General features: G+C 66.8%; 15 protein-coding genes. 12 read left to right on the forward strand and 3 right to left on the reverse strand.

Annotated features, from left to right (window positions below; all coding sequences use genetic code 11):
• Positions 1–95 precede the first annotated feature (95 nt).
• From CY658_RS01770 to CY658_RS01790, 5 genes are all read left to right on the forward strand, one after another.
• A complete protein-coding gene (locus tag CY658_RS01770; RefSeq protein WP_101488594.1) occupies positions 96–932 on the forward strand; it encodes an acyl-CoA thioesterase in 837 nt (278 codons plus the stop codon).
• Between the two features lie 5 nt (positions 933–937).
• Positions 938–1,684 (forward strand): SDR family oxidoreductase, encoded by a 747-nt coding sequence (locus CY658_RS01775; protein ID WP_101488595.1) that lies wholly within the window; start codon positions 938–940, stop codon positions 1,682–1,684.
• Positions 1,685–1,734: 50 nt separating this feature from the next.
• The gene (locus CY658_RS01780) at positions 1,735–2,328 is read left to right on the forward strand and encodes a 2-hydroxychromene-2-carboxylate isomerase (protein WP_101488596.1); all 594 of its coding nucleotides are present in this window, start codon (positions 1,735–1,737) and stop codon (positions 2,326–2,328) included.
• 202 nt (positions 2,329–2,530) lie between these two features.
• A complete protein-coding gene (locus tag CY658_RS01785; protein WP_101488597.1) occupies positions 2,531–3,295 on the forward strand; it encodes an enoyl-CoA hydratase in 765 nt (254 codons plus the stop codon).
• A 195-nt stretch (positions 3,296–3,490) separates the two neighbouring features.
• Positions 3,491–4,609: an ABC transporter substrate-binding protein gene (locus CY658_RS01790; protein ID WP_101490175.1), complete on the forward strand. Its 1,119-nt coding sequence runs from the start codon at positions 3,491–3,493 to the stop codon at positions 4,607–4,609.
• Positions 4,610–4,619: 10 nt separating this feature from the next.
• On the opposite strand, the gene CY658_RS01795 is transcribed toward CY658_RS01790, so the two are convergent.
• The gene (locus CY658_RS01795) at positions 4,620–5,063 is read right to left on the reverse strand and encodes an acyl-CoA thioesterase (RefSeq protein ID WP_101488598.1); all 444 of its coding nucleotides are present in this window, start codon (positions 5,061–5,063) and stop codon (positions 4,620–4,622) included.
• 42 nt (positions 5,064–5,105) lie between these two features.
• On the opposite strand from CY658_RS01795, the gene CY658_RS01800 reads away from it, so the two are divergent.
• The gene (locus CY658_RS01800) at positions 5,106–6,941 is read left to right on the forward strand and encodes an ABCB family ABC transporter ATP-binding protein/permease (protein ID WP_101488599.1); all 1,836 of its coding nucleotides are present in this window, start codon (positions 5,106–5,108) and stop codon (positions 6,939–6,941) included.
• A gap of 43 nt (positions 6,942–6,984) precedes the next feature.
• Entirely contained in the window at positions 6,985–7,923 is a 939-nt protein-coding gene (locus tag CY658_RS01805) for a 2-hydroxyacid dehydrogenase (RefSeq protein WP_101488600.1), read from the forward strand.
• A 109-nt stretch (positions 7,924–8,032) separates the two neighbouring features.
• Here CY658_RS01805 and CY658_RS01810 read toward each other — a convergent pair whose 3' ends face one another.
• The gene (locus tag CY658_RS01810) at positions 8,033–9,475 is read right to left on the reverse strand and encodes an amidase (RefSeq protein WP_101488601.1); all 1,443 of its coding nucleotides are present in this window, start codon (positions 9,473–9,475) and stop codon (positions 8,033–8,035) included.
• A 61-nt stretch (positions 9,476–9,536) separates the two neighbouring features.
• Between CY658_RS01810 and CY658_RS01815 the strand changes: the two genes are divergently transcribed.
• From CY658_RS01815 to CY658_RS01835, 5 genes are all read left to right on the forward strand, one after another.
• Positions 9,537–10,526, forward strand: a complete 990-nt coding sequence (locus CY658_RS01815; protein ID WP_101488602.1) for a LysR substrate-binding domain-containing protein — start codon at positions 9,537–9,539, stop codon at positions 10,524–10,526.
• A 382-nt stretch (positions 10,527–10,908) separates the two neighbouring features.
• A complete protein-coding gene (locus tag CY658_RS01820; RefSeq protein WP_099794976.1) occupies positions 10,909–11,808 on the forward strand; it encodes an amino acid ABC transporter substrate-binding protein in 900 nt (299 codons plus the stop codon).
• A 96-nt stretch (positions 11,809–11,904) separates the two neighbouring features.
• Positions 11,905–12,636, forward strand: a complete 732-nt coding sequence (locus CY658_RS01825; protein ID WP_101488603.1) for an amino acid ABC transporter permease — start codon at positions 11,905–11,907, stop codon at positions 12,634–12,636.
• Position 12,637: 1 nt separating this feature from the next.
• On the forward strand, positions 12,638–13,327 hold the full coding sequence (locus CY658_RS01830) for an amino acid ABC transporter permease (RefSeq protein ID WP_101488604.1): 690 nt from the start codon (positions 12,638–12,640) through the stop codon (positions 13,325–13,327).
• 44 nt (positions 13,328–13,371) lie between these two features.
• Entirely contained in the window at positions 13,372–14,109 is a 738-nt protein-coding gene (locus CY658_RS01835) for an amino acid ABC transporter ATP-binding protein (protein ID WP_101490176.1), read from the forward strand.
• Positions 14,110–14,175: 66 nt separating this feature from the next.
• Here CY658_RS01835 and CY658_RS01840 read toward each other — a convergent pair whose 3' ends face one another.
• The gene (locus tag CY658_RS01840; protein WP_101490177.1) at positions 14,176–15,117 is read right to left on the reverse strand and encodes a nucleoside hydrolase; all 942 of its coding nucleotides are present in this window, start codon (positions 15,115–15,117) and stop codon (positions 14,176–14,178) included.
• Positions 15,118–15,149: the final 32 nt, after the last annotated feature.

Below are 15,149 nucleotides of genomic sequence, written 5' to 3' on the forward strand. Positions count from 1 at the left end.
GGTGCATGGCCCCCGGTGCGTGCCGCAGTGCAGCACGCCAACGTCCCGCACACGACTGCGTGAGGTCATCCATCGGAGGCACACTGGCGATCACCATGCGCACGACCCCACACCCCTTCGACAAAGCCCTGGCCCTGCACCACAGCGACATCCGCGTGGGGCACTTCACCGGCACCACGAGTCCCGACTACTGGAACATGGTCGGTCCGTTCGGCGGCACCACCGCGGCGCTGGCGCTGCAGTCGGTGCTCCAGCACCCCGACCTGCTCGGCACGCCCATCGCGCTGACCGTCAACTACGCGGCCGCGCTCGGCGAGGGCGCGTTCGACATCCAGGCCACCGCCGTGCGCACCAACCGCTCGACGCAGCACTGGACGGTGACGATCACGCAGCCCGGCGCCGACGGCACGACGAACATGACCACCACCGCCACGGTGGTGACGGCCGCGCGCCGCGACACCTGGAGCCAGGTCGACCTCACCATGCCCGAGGCGCCGAAGCCCGAGTCGGTCGATCGCATGAGCATCGGTCCGTCGGGCGTGGCATGGCTCGACCAGTACGAGATGCGGCCCTTCAGCGGCGGCATTCCCTCGAAGTGGGACGGCAGCCTGCAGCACAGCGAGACCCGCATCTGGGTGCGCGACGCGCAGGCCCGCCTGCTCGATTTCGCTTCGCTCGCCGCGTTGAGCGATGTGTTCTATCCGCGCGTCTGGCTGCGCCGCGCCAAGCACGTGCCCGCGGGCACGGTGTCGATCACCACGTACTTCCATGTCGGCGCCGCCGAGCTGGCCGAGATCGGTACGGGCTACCTGCTGGGCTGCGCGGCGGGGCAGCAGTTCTTCAACGGCTTCTTCGATCAGAAGGCGCAGCTGTGGAGCGAGAAGGGCGCGCTGCTCGCCACGTCCAATCAGATCGTCTACTACAAGGAATGAACGTCATGGCGCTCACCAAGGCTGCTCTCATCGTCGGCGCGGGCGACGCCACCGGCGGCGCCATTGCCCGCCGCTTTGCGCGCGAGGGCTACGCCACCTGCGTCACGCGGCGCAGTCTCGACAAGCTGCAGCCGCTGGTGGCACAGATCGAGGCCGATGGCGGCCGGGCCCACGCCTTCGCTTGCGACGCACGCAAGGAAGAAGAAGTGGTGGCGCTCATCGAGCAGATCGAATCGACTGTCGGGCCGATCGAGGTGATGGTGTTCAACATCGGTGCCAACGTGCCGGAGAGCATCCTCACCGAGTCCGCGCGCAAGTACTTCAAGGTGTGGGAGATGGCCTGCTTCTCGGGCTTCCTCAATGGCCGCGAAGTGGCCAAGCGGATGGTGGCGCGCGAAGTGCCGACGGGCGCTCATCGCGGCACGATCATCTTCACCGGCGCGACGGCGTCGCTGCGCGGCGCGGCCAACTTCGGTGCCTTCTCGGGCGCCAAGATGGCGTTGCGCGCGTTGGCCCAATCGATGGCGCGCGAGCTGGGGCCGCAAGGCATTCACGTCGCGCATGTCGTGGTCGACGGCGCCATCGACACCGAGTTCATCCGCAGCAATTTCCCCGAGCGCTATGCGCTGAAGGACAGCGACGGCATCCTGAACCCGGACCACATCGCCGACAGCTACTGGATGCTGCACTCGCAGCCGCGCGATGCGTGGACGCACGAGCTCGACCTGCGTCCCTGGTCCGAGAAGTTCTGACCGGCGCCAGACTTCGCGTCGCGACGTACAGCCACAAGGAGACGACACCCATGACGAAATCCGTCGAGTTCTATTTCGACGTCGGCAGCCCCGCCGCCTACCTGGCCGCCACGCAGCTGCCGCACGTGTGCGCCGACACCGGCGCCGAGCTGGTCTGGAAGCCCATGCTGCTCGGCGGCGTGTTCCAGGCCACGGGCAACCATTCGCCGGCCGAGATCAAGGCCAAGGGCCCGTACCTCACGACCGACCTGCAGCGCTTCGCGAAGCGCTATGGCGTGCCCTTCGTGCACAACCCGCACTTCCCGATCAACACGCTGCTGCTGATGCGCGGCGCGACCGGCGTGCAGATGACGGCGCCCGAACGTTTCGCCGCGTATGTCGATGCCGTGTTCCATGCGATGTGGGTCGCGCCGAAGAACCTCAACGACCCCGCGACCGTCGGTGCCGTCTTGCAGAATGCAGGCTTCGACGCCGCGGGCCTGCTCGCGCTGGCCGGCGCGCAGGAGACCAAGGACCGCCTCAAGGCGGTCACGCAAGAGGCAGTGGAGCGCGGCGTGTTCGGTGCCCCCACCATGTTCGTCGGCGACCAGATGTTCTGGGGCCAGGACCGCCTCGATTTCGTCCGCGAAGCCCTCGACGCTTGAGAAGGTGTGAACGAACCCGCCATGCCCGCTCATCCCGCCCAGACACGCCCCCTCGGCGTTGCAAATGCTCGCCATAGCCCAAGCTATGGCTGCGCTTTGCGCCTTGATGGGGCGCGCCTGGACGGGCTGCTCGGCCACGCCGGATTCATTCACACCTTCTGAGCGCGTCGCCCCCCGTTTTACCCATCCAAGGATCTATTCCATGAGCGACATCCTCGTCCACACCGAAGCCGGCGTGATGACCATCACCTTCAACCGCGTCGACAAGAAGAACTCGATCACCAGCAGCATGTACGCCGCGATGGCCGACGCGCTCGCCACGGCCGAGAGCGACGCGGCTGTGCGCTGCGTGCTGTTCCAGGGCGACCCGACGATCTTCAGTGCCGGCAACGACATCGGCGACTTCCTCAACGCGCCGCCCGCCAACACGGAATCGCCGGTGTTCCGCTTCCTGCGCGGCATCGCGACCTTTCCGAAGCCCATCGTCGCGTCCGTCTGCGGCCCGGCCGTGGGCATCGGCACCACGATGCTGTTCCACTGCGACCTCGTCTACGCGGGCGACAACGCAGCCTTCTCGATGCCCTTCGTGAACCTGGGCCTGTGCCCCGAGGCCGCGTCGAGCCTGCTGGTGCCGCAGATGCTGGGCTACCACCGCGCTGCCGAAGCCCTGCTGCTGGGCGAGCCCTTCATGGCCGAGGCCGCGCTCGAAGTGGGCCTGGTCAACCGCGTGGTGCCGCCGACCGAAGCCAACGGCATCGCCCAGACGCAGGCCCGCAAGCTCGCGGCCAAGCCGCTGACCGCGCTCATCGAAACCAAGCGCCTGCTGAAGAAGGCGCAGATGCCCGCCGTGCTCGAGCGCATGGGCGAAGAGGGCGCGAGCTTCGGCCGCATGCTGCGCGAGCCGGCTGCCAAGGAAGCGTTCGGCGCTTTCATGGAGAAGCGCAAGCCCGATTTCTCGAAGGTCTAAGCCTTCCGTGGACTTGCTTGCGGACGGTGGCTGCGTACACTGTTCCTCGTGCCTGCTCCAGACATCAACCAGCCCACAGCGCCCGCCACACGGGCGATGCGTGCTGCTGAAAAAGTAGCATTCGGGCCGACGCGCCGGCATGCTTTGGGCTTACTCGCGAGCACGCTCGCGGCGCCCTCGCTGGTGCTGGCGCGCGTGCGACCGTTGCGCATCGGGGTCATTGGCTCGTGGTCGGGGCCCTATGCGGGCGGCGGGCGCCAGTTCGACGCCGGCATGGCGGTCTGGCTGGCCGATCACAAGCAGCAGATCGCGGGCCGGCCGGTCGAACTGCTGCGCCGTGACGTGCCCGGCAGCGCGCCCGAACAGGCGCGGCGCCAGGCGCAAGACCTCATCGAGAGCGAGCGCGTGGACCTGCTCACGGGGCTGGATTTCAGCTCCAACGCCTACGCCGTCGGCGCCGTCGCCACGCAGGCGCGCGTGCCGACCGTGATCATGAACGCCGCCTCCTCGGGCATCACCGGGCGCTCGCCGTTCATGGTGCGGGTGTCGTTCACCATCGCGCAGGTCACGGCGCCGCTGGCGCGCTGGGCGCTGCAGCAGGGGCTGCGCGACGTGTGCACCGTGGTGGCCGACTACGCCTCGGGCGTGGACGCCGAAAGCGCCTTCGTCTCCGGCATCACCGCAGGCGGCGGCCGTGTCGGCGCGATGCTGCGCGTGCCGCTGAACACCCTCGACTATTCGGCCTACATGCTGCGCCTGCGCGAGCTGAAGCCGCAGGCCGTGTTCTTCTTTCTGCCGTCGGGCCAGATGCCGGCCATCTTCCTGAAGTTCTGGCGCGACCGCGGCATGGCCGACACCGGCATCCGCCTGCTTGCCACGGGCGACGCCACCGACGACCACTACCTGGACGGCATCGGCGAACTGGCCGAGGGGCTGGTCACCAGCCACCACTATTCCTTCGCCCACGAGTCGCCGGCCAACCGGCGCTTTGCGGGCGCCTTCGAGGCCGAGTACGGCAGCCACCTGCGACCGGGCTACTTCGCCGTGGCGGCGCACGACGGGCTCGCGGCCATCGATGCGGCCCTGAGCGCGCCGGGTGCGCGCGGCGGCAAGGCGGGTGCCGAGCGGCTGGTGGATGCGTTCCGCGGCCTGCGGCTGGACAGCCCGCGCGGGCCGGTCGAGATCGACGCCCACACGCGCGACGTGGTGCAGTCGGTCTACATCCGCCGCGTGGAGCGGCGCGACGCGCGCTGGATCAACCGCGAGTTCGAGTGCATCGAACGGGTGCGCGACGCCGGCATCGGCGTCGGCTGAAGGCCGAGGCTCAGGCCGTCGGCTGCTCGATGGGGCGGGGCCGACCGTTGTCGTCGATGGCCACGTAGGTGAAGGTGGCCTGCGTCACCTTGATGTACTCGCCCTGGGCGCGGAAGCGCTCGGCGAACACCTCGACCGTCACTGTGATCGAGGTGCGGCCCACGCGCACCAGCTTCGAATAGAACGAGAGGATGTCGCCCAGCCGCACGGGCTGCTTGAAGATGAACTCGTTGACCGCCACCGTGGCCTGGCGGCCCTTGGCGTAGCGCGCCGGGATCACCGAGCCGGCCAGGTCGCACTGCGCCATGACCCAGCCGCCGAAGATGTCGCCGTTGGCGTTGCAGTCGGCCGGCATCGGAATGACCTTGAGCACCAGCTCCATGTCGGTGGGCAGGCTCTTGAGGGTGGCGGCGGCCGTCGCTGCGGCGGAAGAGGCACTGGAAGAAGAGGACATGGGCACAATCTGAGGCAACAACAACAGCCACGATTGTCCCCCATGCGCCGAAGCGGCGAAGCCCTTTCCTCCTCTCCCCATGCGCCTGGCGGCCATCCGCCGGACCGCGCCGACCGTTCCGACTGGGCGACCCTGCGTCGCCTCTTTCCCTATCTCTGGCAGTACAAATGGCGTGTGATGGCCGCGCTCGCTTTCATGGTGGGCGCCAAGGTGGCCAACGTGGGCGTGCCCGTGCTGCTGAAGAACCTCATCGACACGATGACGCCCAAGCCCGACATGGCGCAGGCGCTGCTCATCGTGCCGATCGGGCTGCTGCTGGCCTACGGGCTGCTGCGCTTTTCGACGGCACTGTTCGGCGAGCTGCGCGAGCTGATCTTCGCCAAGGCCACCGAAGGCACGGCGCGGCAGATCGCGCTGGAGGTGTTCGGCCACCTGCATTCGCTGAGCCTGCGCTTTCACCTGGAGCGCCAGACCGGTGGCATGACGCGCGACATCGAGCGCGGCACGCGCGGCGTGCATTCGCTCATTTCGATGTCGCTGTACAGCATCGTGCCGACCATCATCGAGCTGGCGCTGGTGCTCACCATCCTGGGCGTGAAGTTCGATTCGCTGTTCGTGTGGATCACGGGCGCGGCGCTGGTGCTGTACATCACCTTCACGGTCACGGTGACCGAGTGGCGCACGCAGTTTCGCAAGACCATGAACGAGCTCGACTCGATGGCGCAAAGCCGCGCGGTCGATTCGCTCTTGAACTACGAAACCGTCAAGTACTTCAACAACGAAGACTTCGAGGCCAGGCGCTACGACGCCAGCCTCGACCGCTACCGCAAGGCCGCCATCAAGAGCCAGCGCACGCTGAGCATGCTCAACACCGGCCAGCAGCTGCTGATTGCCGTGAGCCTGGTGCTGATGCTGTGGCGCGCCACCTCGGGCGTGGTCGAGGGGCGCATGACGCTGGGCGACCTGGTGATGGTCAACGCCTTCATGATCCAGCTCTACATTCCGCTCAACTTTCTGGGCGTGATCTACCGCGAGATCAAGCAGAGCCTGACCGACCTGGACAAGATGTTCGTGCTGATGGAGAAGGAGCGCGAAGTGCGCGACGCGCCCGGCGCGCAGCCGCTGGCAGGCATCAACTCCACCATCCGCTTTGAAGACGTCAGCTTCGCCTACGAACCCGAGCGCCCGATCCTCAAGCACGTGAGCTTCGAGATCCCCGCCGGCAAGACCGTGGCCGTGGTCGGCCCGTCGGGCTCAGGCAAGTCGACGCTGGCGCGGCTGCTGTACCGCTTCTACGACGTGCAGCAGGGCCGCATCACCATCGGCGGCGAAGACATCCGCGCCGTGCAGCAGTCCAGCGTGCGCCGCGCCATCGGCATCGTGCCGCAGGACACGGTGCTGTTCAACGACACGGTCGAATACAACATCGCCTACGGCCGCCCCGGCGCGACGCGCGAAGAGGTCGAAGGCGCCGCACGCGCCGCGCGCATCCACGACTTCATCTCGGCCACGCCCAAGGGCTACGAGACGACGGTGGGCGAGCGCGGCCTGAAGCTCTCGGGCGGCGAGAAGCAGCGCGTGGCCATTGCTCGCACGCTCTTGAAGAACCCGCCGATCGTGATCTTCGACGAGGCCACCTCGGCACTCGATTCGGCCAACGAGCGCGCCATCCAGTCGGAGCTGCGCAGCGCTGCGCAAGGCAAGACCACGCTGGTCATCGCGCACCGCCTCTCGACCGTGGTCGAGGCGCACGAGATCCTGGTGCTCGAATCGGGCGTGATCGTCGAGCGTGGCACGCACTCAGAGCTGTTGGCCCAGCAGGGCCGCTACGCCCAGATGTGGGCTTTGCAGAAGAGCGAAGCAGTGCCTTTGCTCTAGCCCGATCATTCATTCCCTTTCCTATCGATTCAGGAGTTCAGACGTGTCGACCAAGATTCCCCTGCTGGTGCTCAACAGCCTCTCGAGCGCCCATCAGGCCCAGATTGCCGAGGTCTACGACATGACCTATGCCTTCGGCGACGCCCAGCGCGCCGCCGCCATCGCCGAGCACGGCGCCAAGTTCCGCGCGGTGCTGACCATCGGCGTCATCGGCATCACGCCCGAGGAAATCGCGGCCATGCCGGCGGTGGAACTGATCTGCTGCCTCGGCGCGGGCTACGAGGGCGTGCCGCTCGACGTGACACGCGCGCGCGGCATCGCCACCGCCAACGGCGCCGGCACGAATGACGACTGCGTGGCCGACCATGCCTTCGGCCTGCTCATCAGCATCGTGCGTGAGTTCCGCAAGCTCGACCGCCTGTGCCGCGAAGGCGTGTGGCGCGAGGCCATTCCGCAGCCGGCCAACGTGTCGGGCAAGAAGCTCGGCATCCTGGGCTTGGGCACCATTGGCCAGAAGATCGCCAAGCGCGCCGCCGCCTTCGACATGGAAGTCGGCTATCACAACCGCAAGCCGCGCGAAGGCGCCACGCAGCGCTACTTCGACGACCTGAAGTCGCTCGCCAGCTGGGCGGATTTCCTGATACTGGCCGCGCCGGGCGGTCCCGCGACCAGGCACCTCGTCAATGCCGAAGTGCTCGATGCGCTGGGGCCGCAGGGCTACCTCGTGAGCATCGGCCGCGGCAGCGTGGTCGACACCGAGGCGCTGGCGAAGGCGCTGCGCGAGCACCGCATCGCGGGCGCGGGCCTCGATGTGTACGAGAGCGAACCCAAGCGCCCCGAGCCGCTCGTCGGCCTGGACAACGTGCTGCTCACGCCGCACATGGCGGGCTGGTCGCCCGAGGCCACGCAGAAGTCGGTGGACCACTTCCTCGCGAATGCCGAAGGGCACTTCGCGGGGCGGGGCGTGCGCACGCCGATCTGAAGGTTTTGCTCCTTCCCCCTCTGAGGGAAGGCTGGGATGGGGGCGGGCAGAGCGCCCGATGGATGTGCCGCGTGCCCCCACCCCCGCCCTGCCCCGGAAGGGGAGGGAGTCAATCCAATGCAGAGGGGCGGTGAGACGCCCAGCCGCAGGCTTGGTCATAGGCATGCCCGAGCCGCAGCACCTCGAGGTCCGCATGGATCGGCCCCGCCAGCTGCAGCCCCATCGGCAGCCCGCTGTCGCCGAAGCCCGCGCGCACGTTGAGCGTGGGCAGGCCCGCCAGCGTGAAGGGTGTGACGATCTCCATCCAGCGGTGGTAGGTGTCGCTCTTCACGCCGTTCACCTCGGCCGGCCAGTGCAGGTCGGCGTCGAAGGGGAACACCTGCGCGGTCGGCGCGAGCACGAAGTCGAAGCGCTCGAAGAGCTTGAGGAACGCGCGGTACACGTTCGATCGGTAGAGCGAGGCCTGGTACAGCGAGGCGGCGTCGAGGTGACGGCTTTGCTCGATCTCCCACTGCGCCTCGGGCTTGAGCTGGGCGAAGAGCTTCGGGTCGCTGACATAGGCGCCGAGCTTGCCGCCCACCAGCAGTTGCCTCAATCGCAGCCACGCGCTCCAGTTGTGCTCGCGCGGCACGTCGAGCGTGCAGGGTTCGACCTCGCAGCCGATTGCGCGGAAGGTGTCGAGCGCCTGTTCGCCGAGTTCGTGCACGCCCGGCGCCAGCGGCAGTTCGGGCCACACGCTGCCGAGCCAGCCGATGCGCAGGCCCTTGCCGTCGCCATCGAGCGCGATGTCATCGGGCGACGGCAGCGCGTGCGGCGACGACAACGGCACGCGCGTGTCGAAGCCCGCCTGCACGGCCAGCAGCCGCGCGGCGTCTTCCACCGTGCGCGCCATCGGGCCTTCGCAGCCCAGCTGCTGGAAGAACAGCTCCTGCTCCGGGTCGCCGGGCACACGACCGCGCGAGGGGCGCATGCCGATCACGTTGTTGAAGGCGGCGGGGTTGCGCAGCGATCCCATCATGTCGCTGCCGTCGGCCACGGGCAGCATGCCCAGGGCCAGCGCGACGGCCGCGCCGCCGCTGCTGCCGCCCGCGCTGCGGTCGGGTGCGCAGGCGTTGCGTGTGGTGCCGAACACCGTGTTGTAGGTGTGCGAGCCGAGCCCGAACTCGGGCGTGTTGGTCTTGCCGATGACGACAGCGCCGGCCGCGCGCATGCGTGCGACGTGCAGGCTGTCGGTGCGCGCGGGCGAGCGCGGCGACAGCGGCGAGCCCATCGAGGTCGGCAGGCCGGCGGCATGGCTCAGGTCTTTCACGGCCAGCGGAAAGCCGTGCATCCAGCCGCGCCGTTCGCCGCGCGCCAGCTCGGCATCGCGTTCGTCGGCCTCGGCCAGCAACTGGCCCGGGTCGCGCAGGGAGACGATGGCGTTGAACTGCGGATTGAGCGCGTCGATGCGGGCGAGCGACGCCTGCATCACCTCGCGGCAGGACACGTCGCGGGCCGCGATGCGGCGCGAAAGTTCGGTGGCGCTGAGGTCAGGCAGGTCGTCGAAAGACATGGCGCATGCGGGAAAAGGAGGGGGCGCCCAGTATGGCGCGGCGCTCGCATAATCGCCGCGTATGGAAACAAAGTGGCTTGAAGACTTCATCAGCTTGGCGGAAACCCGCAGCTTCAGCCGCTCGGCCCAGTTGAGGCACGTGACACAGCCGGCGTTCTCGCGGCGCATCCAGGCGCTCGAAGGATGGGCCGGCACCGACCTGGTCGACCGCAGCTCGTACCCCACGCGCCTCACGCCCGCGGGCCAGACGCTCTACAGCCAGGCCATCGAGATGCTGCAGTCGCTGCAGAGCACGCGCGCCATGCTGCGCGGGCACTCGGCCGCCGGGCAGGACGTGATCGAGATCGCCGTGCCGCACACGCTGGCCTTCACCTTCTTCCCGTCGTGGGTCACCAGCCTGCGCGAGCACTTCGGGCCGATCAAGAGCCGCCTCATCGCACTCAACGTGCATGACGCGGTGCTGCGGCTGGTCGAGGGCAGCTGCGACCTGCTCATCGCCTACCACCACCCCTCGCAGCCGCTGCAGCTCGACGCCAACAAGTACGAGATGGTCAGCCTCGGCGAGGAAACCGTGGCCCCCTGGGTCAAGGCCGATGCCGACGGTGCGCCGCGCTACCGGCTGCCGGGCCGTCCGGGCCAGCCGCTGCCTTATCTGGGCTACGCGCCGGGCGCGTACCTCGGGCGCGTGGTCGACCAGTTGCTGAAAGAGTCGGGCACCGCCATCCACCTCGACCGCGTCTACGAGACCGACATGGCCGAAGGCCTGAAGGTGATGGCGCTCGAAGGCCACGGCATCGCCTTCCTGCCGCAAAGCGCGGTGCGCAAGGAGATCAAGGCGCGCAAGCTGGTGAGCGCGCTGCCGCCCGAGATCGACAGCCTCGAGGCCAAGATGGAAATCCGGGCCTACCGCGAGCGGCCCAGCGCGCCGGTCCCGGTGAAGGCCGGCGCCAGCCGTTCGGCCGCGCGGGCCGGGCTGTCGGAAAGCATGCAGCCCAAGCGCACGGCCGACGCGCTGTGGTCGTACCTGGTCGGGACCCAGCCGCCGCATTGATCGATCGCGAATGGTGGGCGAATTTGTGCGCTGCACAATCTATAAGCACCACGCATACCGCTCCCCGCAATCAGCATTGGCGGTTGGGGCCCGGCGCCACTACAGTCGCGGCAGTTTTTTTCGGCCGCTGCACGCCGGGGATCGCCGGTACGCTGCTTCCGCCACACACAGCCGCCCGAATGCCGGGCACAAAGGCTGCTTAGTGAAAGTCAGACAATGCGAAATGTCTGGATTGCACCAGGCTGGCGCTTCAATGTGCGCGGCCGGTGCGAGGCGGGCGGCGATGCCCGTGGGATGCACCGGGTTGGTCCGGGTATCCCGCAAAATACGAGTGTCTAGAATTTCGTTCTATTTGTTTCAGTCACCCTCAGGAGCTTTTCGTATGAAAAAACAAGTATTGGCATTGGCTGTCGCAGCGCTCGCCACCAGCGGCGCCTTTGCACAGGCCAATGACACCCTGGCCAAGATCAAGGCCTCGGGCACCATCACCGAAGGCGTGCGTGAGTCCTCCGGCCTTTCGTACACGCTCGGCAATGGCCAGTACACCGGCTTCCACTACGACGTCTGCGCCAACATCATCAAGGACCTCGAGAAGGCCGCTGGCAAGAAGCTCGAAGTCAAGTACCAGCCCGTGACCTCGCAGAACCGCATCCCCCTGGTGCAGAACGGCACCGTGGACATCGAGTGCGGCTCGACCACCAACAACGCCACCCGCCAGAAGGACGTGGCTTTCGGCGTGACCACCTACGTCGAAGAAACCAAGATCGTCGTCAAGGCCAACTCGGGCATCAACTCGCTGGCCGACCTGAAGGACAAGACGGTTGCCACCACCACCGGCACCACGCCGCTGCAGACCGTGCGCAAGCAAAAGCGCGCCGAGAACCTGACCTTCAAGGAGGTCTACGGCAAGGACCACTCCGACAGCTTCCTGCTGCTGGAAACCGGCCGTGCCGACGCCTTCGTGATGGACGGCTCGATCCTGGCAGCCCTGGCCGCCAAGTCGAAGTCGCCCAAGGACTACAAGATCCTGAACGACGTGCTGGCCGTGGAACCCATCGCCATCATGATCCGCAAGGACGACCCGGCTTTCAAGAAGGCCGTGGACGACAGCATCAAGGCACAGGCCAAGTCGGGCGAGCTGACCAAGCTGTATGACAAGTGGTTCCTCAAGCCGATTCCCCCGGCCAACGTGACCATCAACCTGCCGCTGGGCGAAGCCACCAAGAACGCGTGGGCCAACCCGAACGACAAGCCGGCTGAAGAGTACGTCACCAAGGAATAAGCGCGCGTCGCTGCGTGAATGGACGCCCACCTTTCACGGTGGGCGTTTCTTTTCAAGGGGCGGTTTTTCGAAAAGAAGCTGAAGGAGTAAACACACATGGGAAACTGGGATTGGCAGGTCTTTCTGCAAGACCCCGGGGGGGAATATCCGAGCTACCTGCAATGGATGCTCTCGGCCTGGGGCTGGACGGTGTCGGTCGCGCTGCTGGCGCTGATCGTCGCGCTGGTGCTCGGTTCGCTGGTCGGCATCATCCGCACGCTGCCCGACAGTCCGTGGCTCGTGCGCTTCGGCAATGCGTGGGTGGAGCTCTTTCGCAACATCCCGCTGCTGGTTCAGATCTTCCTCTGGTACCACGTGATTCCGGCGCTCATCCCCGTGATGAAGGGCGTGCCGAGCTTCATCCTCGTGGTGCTGGCGCTGGGCTTCTTCACCTCGGCGCGTATCGCCGAGCAGGTGCGCTCCGGCATCCAGGCGCTGCCCAAGGGCCAGCGTTACGCGGGCATGGCGGTGGGTTTCACCACGCCGCAGTACTACCGCTACGTGATCCTGCCGATGGCGTACCGCATCATCATCCCGCCGCTCACGAGCGAGACGATGAACATCTTCAAGAATTCGTCCGTCGCGTTCGCCGTGTCGGTCACCGAACTCACCATGTTCGCCATGCAGGCGCAGGAAGAAACCTCGCGCGGCATCGAGGTCTACCTCGCGGTGACGGCGTGCTACGTGGTGTCGGCGCTCATCATCAACCGCCTCATGGCATTCATCGAGAAGAAGACCCGCGTGCCGGGCTTCATCGTCTCGGCCAGCGCCGGCGGCGGAGGACACTGACATGATGAATCTCGACCTGTCCTTCTACAACTGGGACGTCATCAGCAACTTCGTCATCAAGGGCTTCTACTTCAGCATCATGCTGACGGTGGTGGCCACGATTGGCGGCGTGATCTTCGGCACGATCCTGGCGCTCATGCGCCTGTCGGGCAAGAAGTGGCTCGATACGCCCGCGGCCATCTACGTCAACGGCATGCGAAGCATCCCGCTGGTGATGGTGATCCTGTGGTTCTTCCTGCTGGTGCCGGCGTCGTTCTATTCGATGTTCGGTTCGCTCGGCTCGAACTACCGTTCGGAAATCTCGGCGGTGATCACCTTCGTGGCGTTCGAAGCGGCCTACTTCTCCGAGATCATGCGCGCGGGCATCCAGTCGATCCCGCGCGGCCAGGTGAACGCGGGTCAGGCCGTGGGCATGACCTACGGCCAGAACATGCGCCTCGTGGTGCTGCCGCAGGCCTTCCGCAACATGCTGCCGGTGCTGCTCACGCAGACCATCATCCTGTTCCAGGACACCTCGCTGGTCTACGCCATCGGCGCCTACGACATGCTCAAGGGCTTCGAAACGGCGGGCAAGAACTTCGGTCGTCCGATCGAGGCCTACCTGCTCGCGGCGGTCGTGTACTTCGTCATGTGCTACGCCCTTTCCTGGCTGGTGAAACGCCTGCACAAGAAAATCGCCATCATTCGCTGATTGAGTGGCTGAACTGAACCGGAGAGAAACAAATGTCCGAAAAAATGATTGAAATCAAGAACGTCTCCAAGTGGTACGGCCCGGTGCAGGTGCTCAACGACTGCTCGGTGAACATCTCCAAGGGCGACGTGGTGGTGGTGTGCGGCCCGTCGGGTTCCGGCAAGTCCACGCTCATCAAGACCGTGAACGCGCTCGAGCCCTTCCAGAAGGGCGAGATCACCGTCAACGGCATTCCGCTGCACGACCCCAAGACCAACCTGCCCAAGCTGCGCTCCAAGGTCGGCATGGTGTTCCAGCACTTCGAGCTGTTCCCGCACCTGTCGGTGACCGAGAACCTCACGATCGCGCAGATCAAGGTGCTGGGCCGCACGCCCGACGAAGCCAAGGTGCGTGGCCTGAAGATGCTCGACCGCGTGGGCCTGATGGCGCACAAGGACAAGTTCCCGGGCCAGCTGTCGGGCGGCCAGCAGCAGCGCGTGGCCATCGCCCGTGCGCTGTCGATGGACCCGATCGTGATGCTGTTCGACGAACCCACCTCGGCGCTCGACCCCGAGATGGTCGGCGAAGTGCTCGACGTGATGGTGGCCCTGGCCAAGGAAGGCATGACCATGATGGTCGTCACGCACGAAATGGCCTTCGCCCGCAAGGTTGCGAGCCGCGTGATCTTCATCGACGTGGGCGGCAAGATCCTGGAAGACTGCCCGAAGGACGAGTTCTTCAACCACCCGGAAAACCGTCAGCCGCGCACGAAGGATTTCCTGAACAAGATCCTGCAGCACTGATTCGCTGCGCGCTCAAAGCACAAAGCCACGCTGTCCGCAGCGTGGCTTTTTTCATGGGCGCCGTGTTCAGGGCAGCCGCGCGATGTGTTCCGTCAGCAGGTCGAAGAAGCCTTGCGCATCGCCGTCGACGATCCACTGCACGTTGGCGGGCCGCTTCAGGCTGCCGTGCCAGTCGGCCACGGTCTGGCCGAAGCCCATGCCTTCGCGGCTGTCGACTTCGACGTGGATGCGTCGGCCCTGGAACAGGTCGGGGCGCAGCAGGTAGGCCGTGACGGTGGCGTCGTGCACCGGGCCGCCGGGCATGCCGTAGTGCGCCATCTCCTGCGGCGCATAGGCGTCGAGGATGTCGGCGACGATCGCGCCGGCGCGGTTGCCCAGCTGGCGCAGCCGCGCAATGCGCGCGTCGCTCGTGAGGATCTTGTGCGTCACGTCCAGCGGCAGCATGGTGATCGGCACGCCGCACTGCAGCACCGCCTCGGCCGCGTGCGGGTCGGCGAACACGTTGAACTCCGCCACCGGCGTGATGTTGCCGCCGTTGAAGTGCGCGCCGGCCATGAGCACCAGCTCGCGCAGGCCGCGCACGATGTCGGGCGCCTGTGCGAGCGCCAGTGCGAGGTTGGTCTGCGGGCCGAGCATGGCGAGCGTCACGCTGTGCTCGGGTGCGGCGCGCAGCGTGCGAACGAGGTAGTCGACGGCGCCGCCTTCGGCCAGCGGCACGGCGGGGTCGTGCACGGCCACGCCCGTGAGGCCTTCGCGGCCGTGGATGTTGGCGGCGTAGATCGGTGTGCGCTGCAGCGGCCGTTCGGCGCCCGCGTAGACCGGAAGCTCTGGCCGTCCGGCCCATTCGCAGGCCAGGCGCGCATTGCGCGAGGTCTTGGCCAGTGGGACATTGCCTGCCACCGTGGTCAGCGCCTGAATCGCCAGCGATTCGGGCGCCGCCAGGGCAAACAGCAGCGCGATCATGTCGTCCGCGCCGGGGTCCGTGTCGATGATCAGGGTGGGATGCAGCATGGCGACATTGTCGCGATCGTCACCACCAC

It is taken from the genome of Variovorax sp. RO1 (genome assembly GCF_002849325.1).
In the GTDB taxonomy this organism is placed as follows: Bacteria; Pseudomonadota; Gammaproteobacteria; order Burkholderiales; family Burkholderiaceae_C; genus Variovorax.

What these genes read in the sequence shown, in the direction of transcription:
- CY658_RS01770 (WP_101488594.1), top strand. Translation starts at nt 96, where the DNA reads ATGCGCACGACCCCACACCCCTTCGACAAAGCCCTGGCCCTGCACCAC.
- CY658_RS01775 (WP_101488595.1), top strand. Translation starts at nt 938, where the DNA reads ATGGCGCTCACCAAGGCTGCTCTCATCGTCGGCGCGGGCGACGCCACC.
- CY658_RS01780 (WP_101488596.1), top strand. Translation starts at nt 1,735, where the DNA reads ATGACGAAATCCGTCGAGTTCTATTTCGACGTCGGCAGCCCCGCCGCC.
- CY658_RS01785 (WP_101488597.1), top strand. Translation starts at nt 2,531, where the DNA reads ATGAGCGACATCCTCGTCCACACCGAAGCCGGCGTGATGACCATCACC.
- CY658_RS01795 (WP_101488598.1), bottom strand. Translation starts at nt 5,063, where the DNA reads ATGTCCTCTTCTTCCAGTGCCTCTTCCGCCGCAGCGACGGCCGCCGCC.
- CY658_RS01800 (WP_101488599.1), top strand. Translation starts at nt 5,106, where the DNA reads ATGCGCCGAAGCGGCGAAGCCCTTTCCTCCTCTCCCCATGCGCCTGGC.
- CY658_RS01810 (WP_101488601.1), bottom strand. Translation starts at nt 9,475, where the DNA reads ATGTCTTTCGACGACCTGCCTGACCTCAGCGCCACCGAACTTTCGCGC.
- CY658_RS01815 (WP_101488602.1), top strand. Translation starts at nt 9,537, where the DNA reads ATGGAAACAAAGTGGCTTGAAGACTTCATCAGCTTGGCGGAAACCCGC.
- CY658_RS01820 (WP_099794976.1), top strand. Translation starts at nt 10,909, where the DNA reads ATGAAAAAACAAGTATTGGCATTGGCTGTCGCAGCGCTCGCCACCAGC.
- CY658_RS01825 (WP_101488603.1), top strand. Translation starts at nt 11,905, where the DNA reads ATGGGAAACTGGGATTGGCAGGTCTTTCTGCAAGACCCCGGGGGGGAA.
- CY658_RS01830 (WP_101488604.1), top strand. Translation starts at nt 12,638, where the DNA reads ATGATGAATCTCGACCTGTCCTTCTACAACTGGGACGTCATCAGCAAC.
- CY658_RS01835 (WP_101490176.1), top strand. Translation starts at nt 13,372, where the DNA reads ATGATTGAAATCAAGAACGTCTCCAAGTGGTACGGCCCGGTGCAGGTG.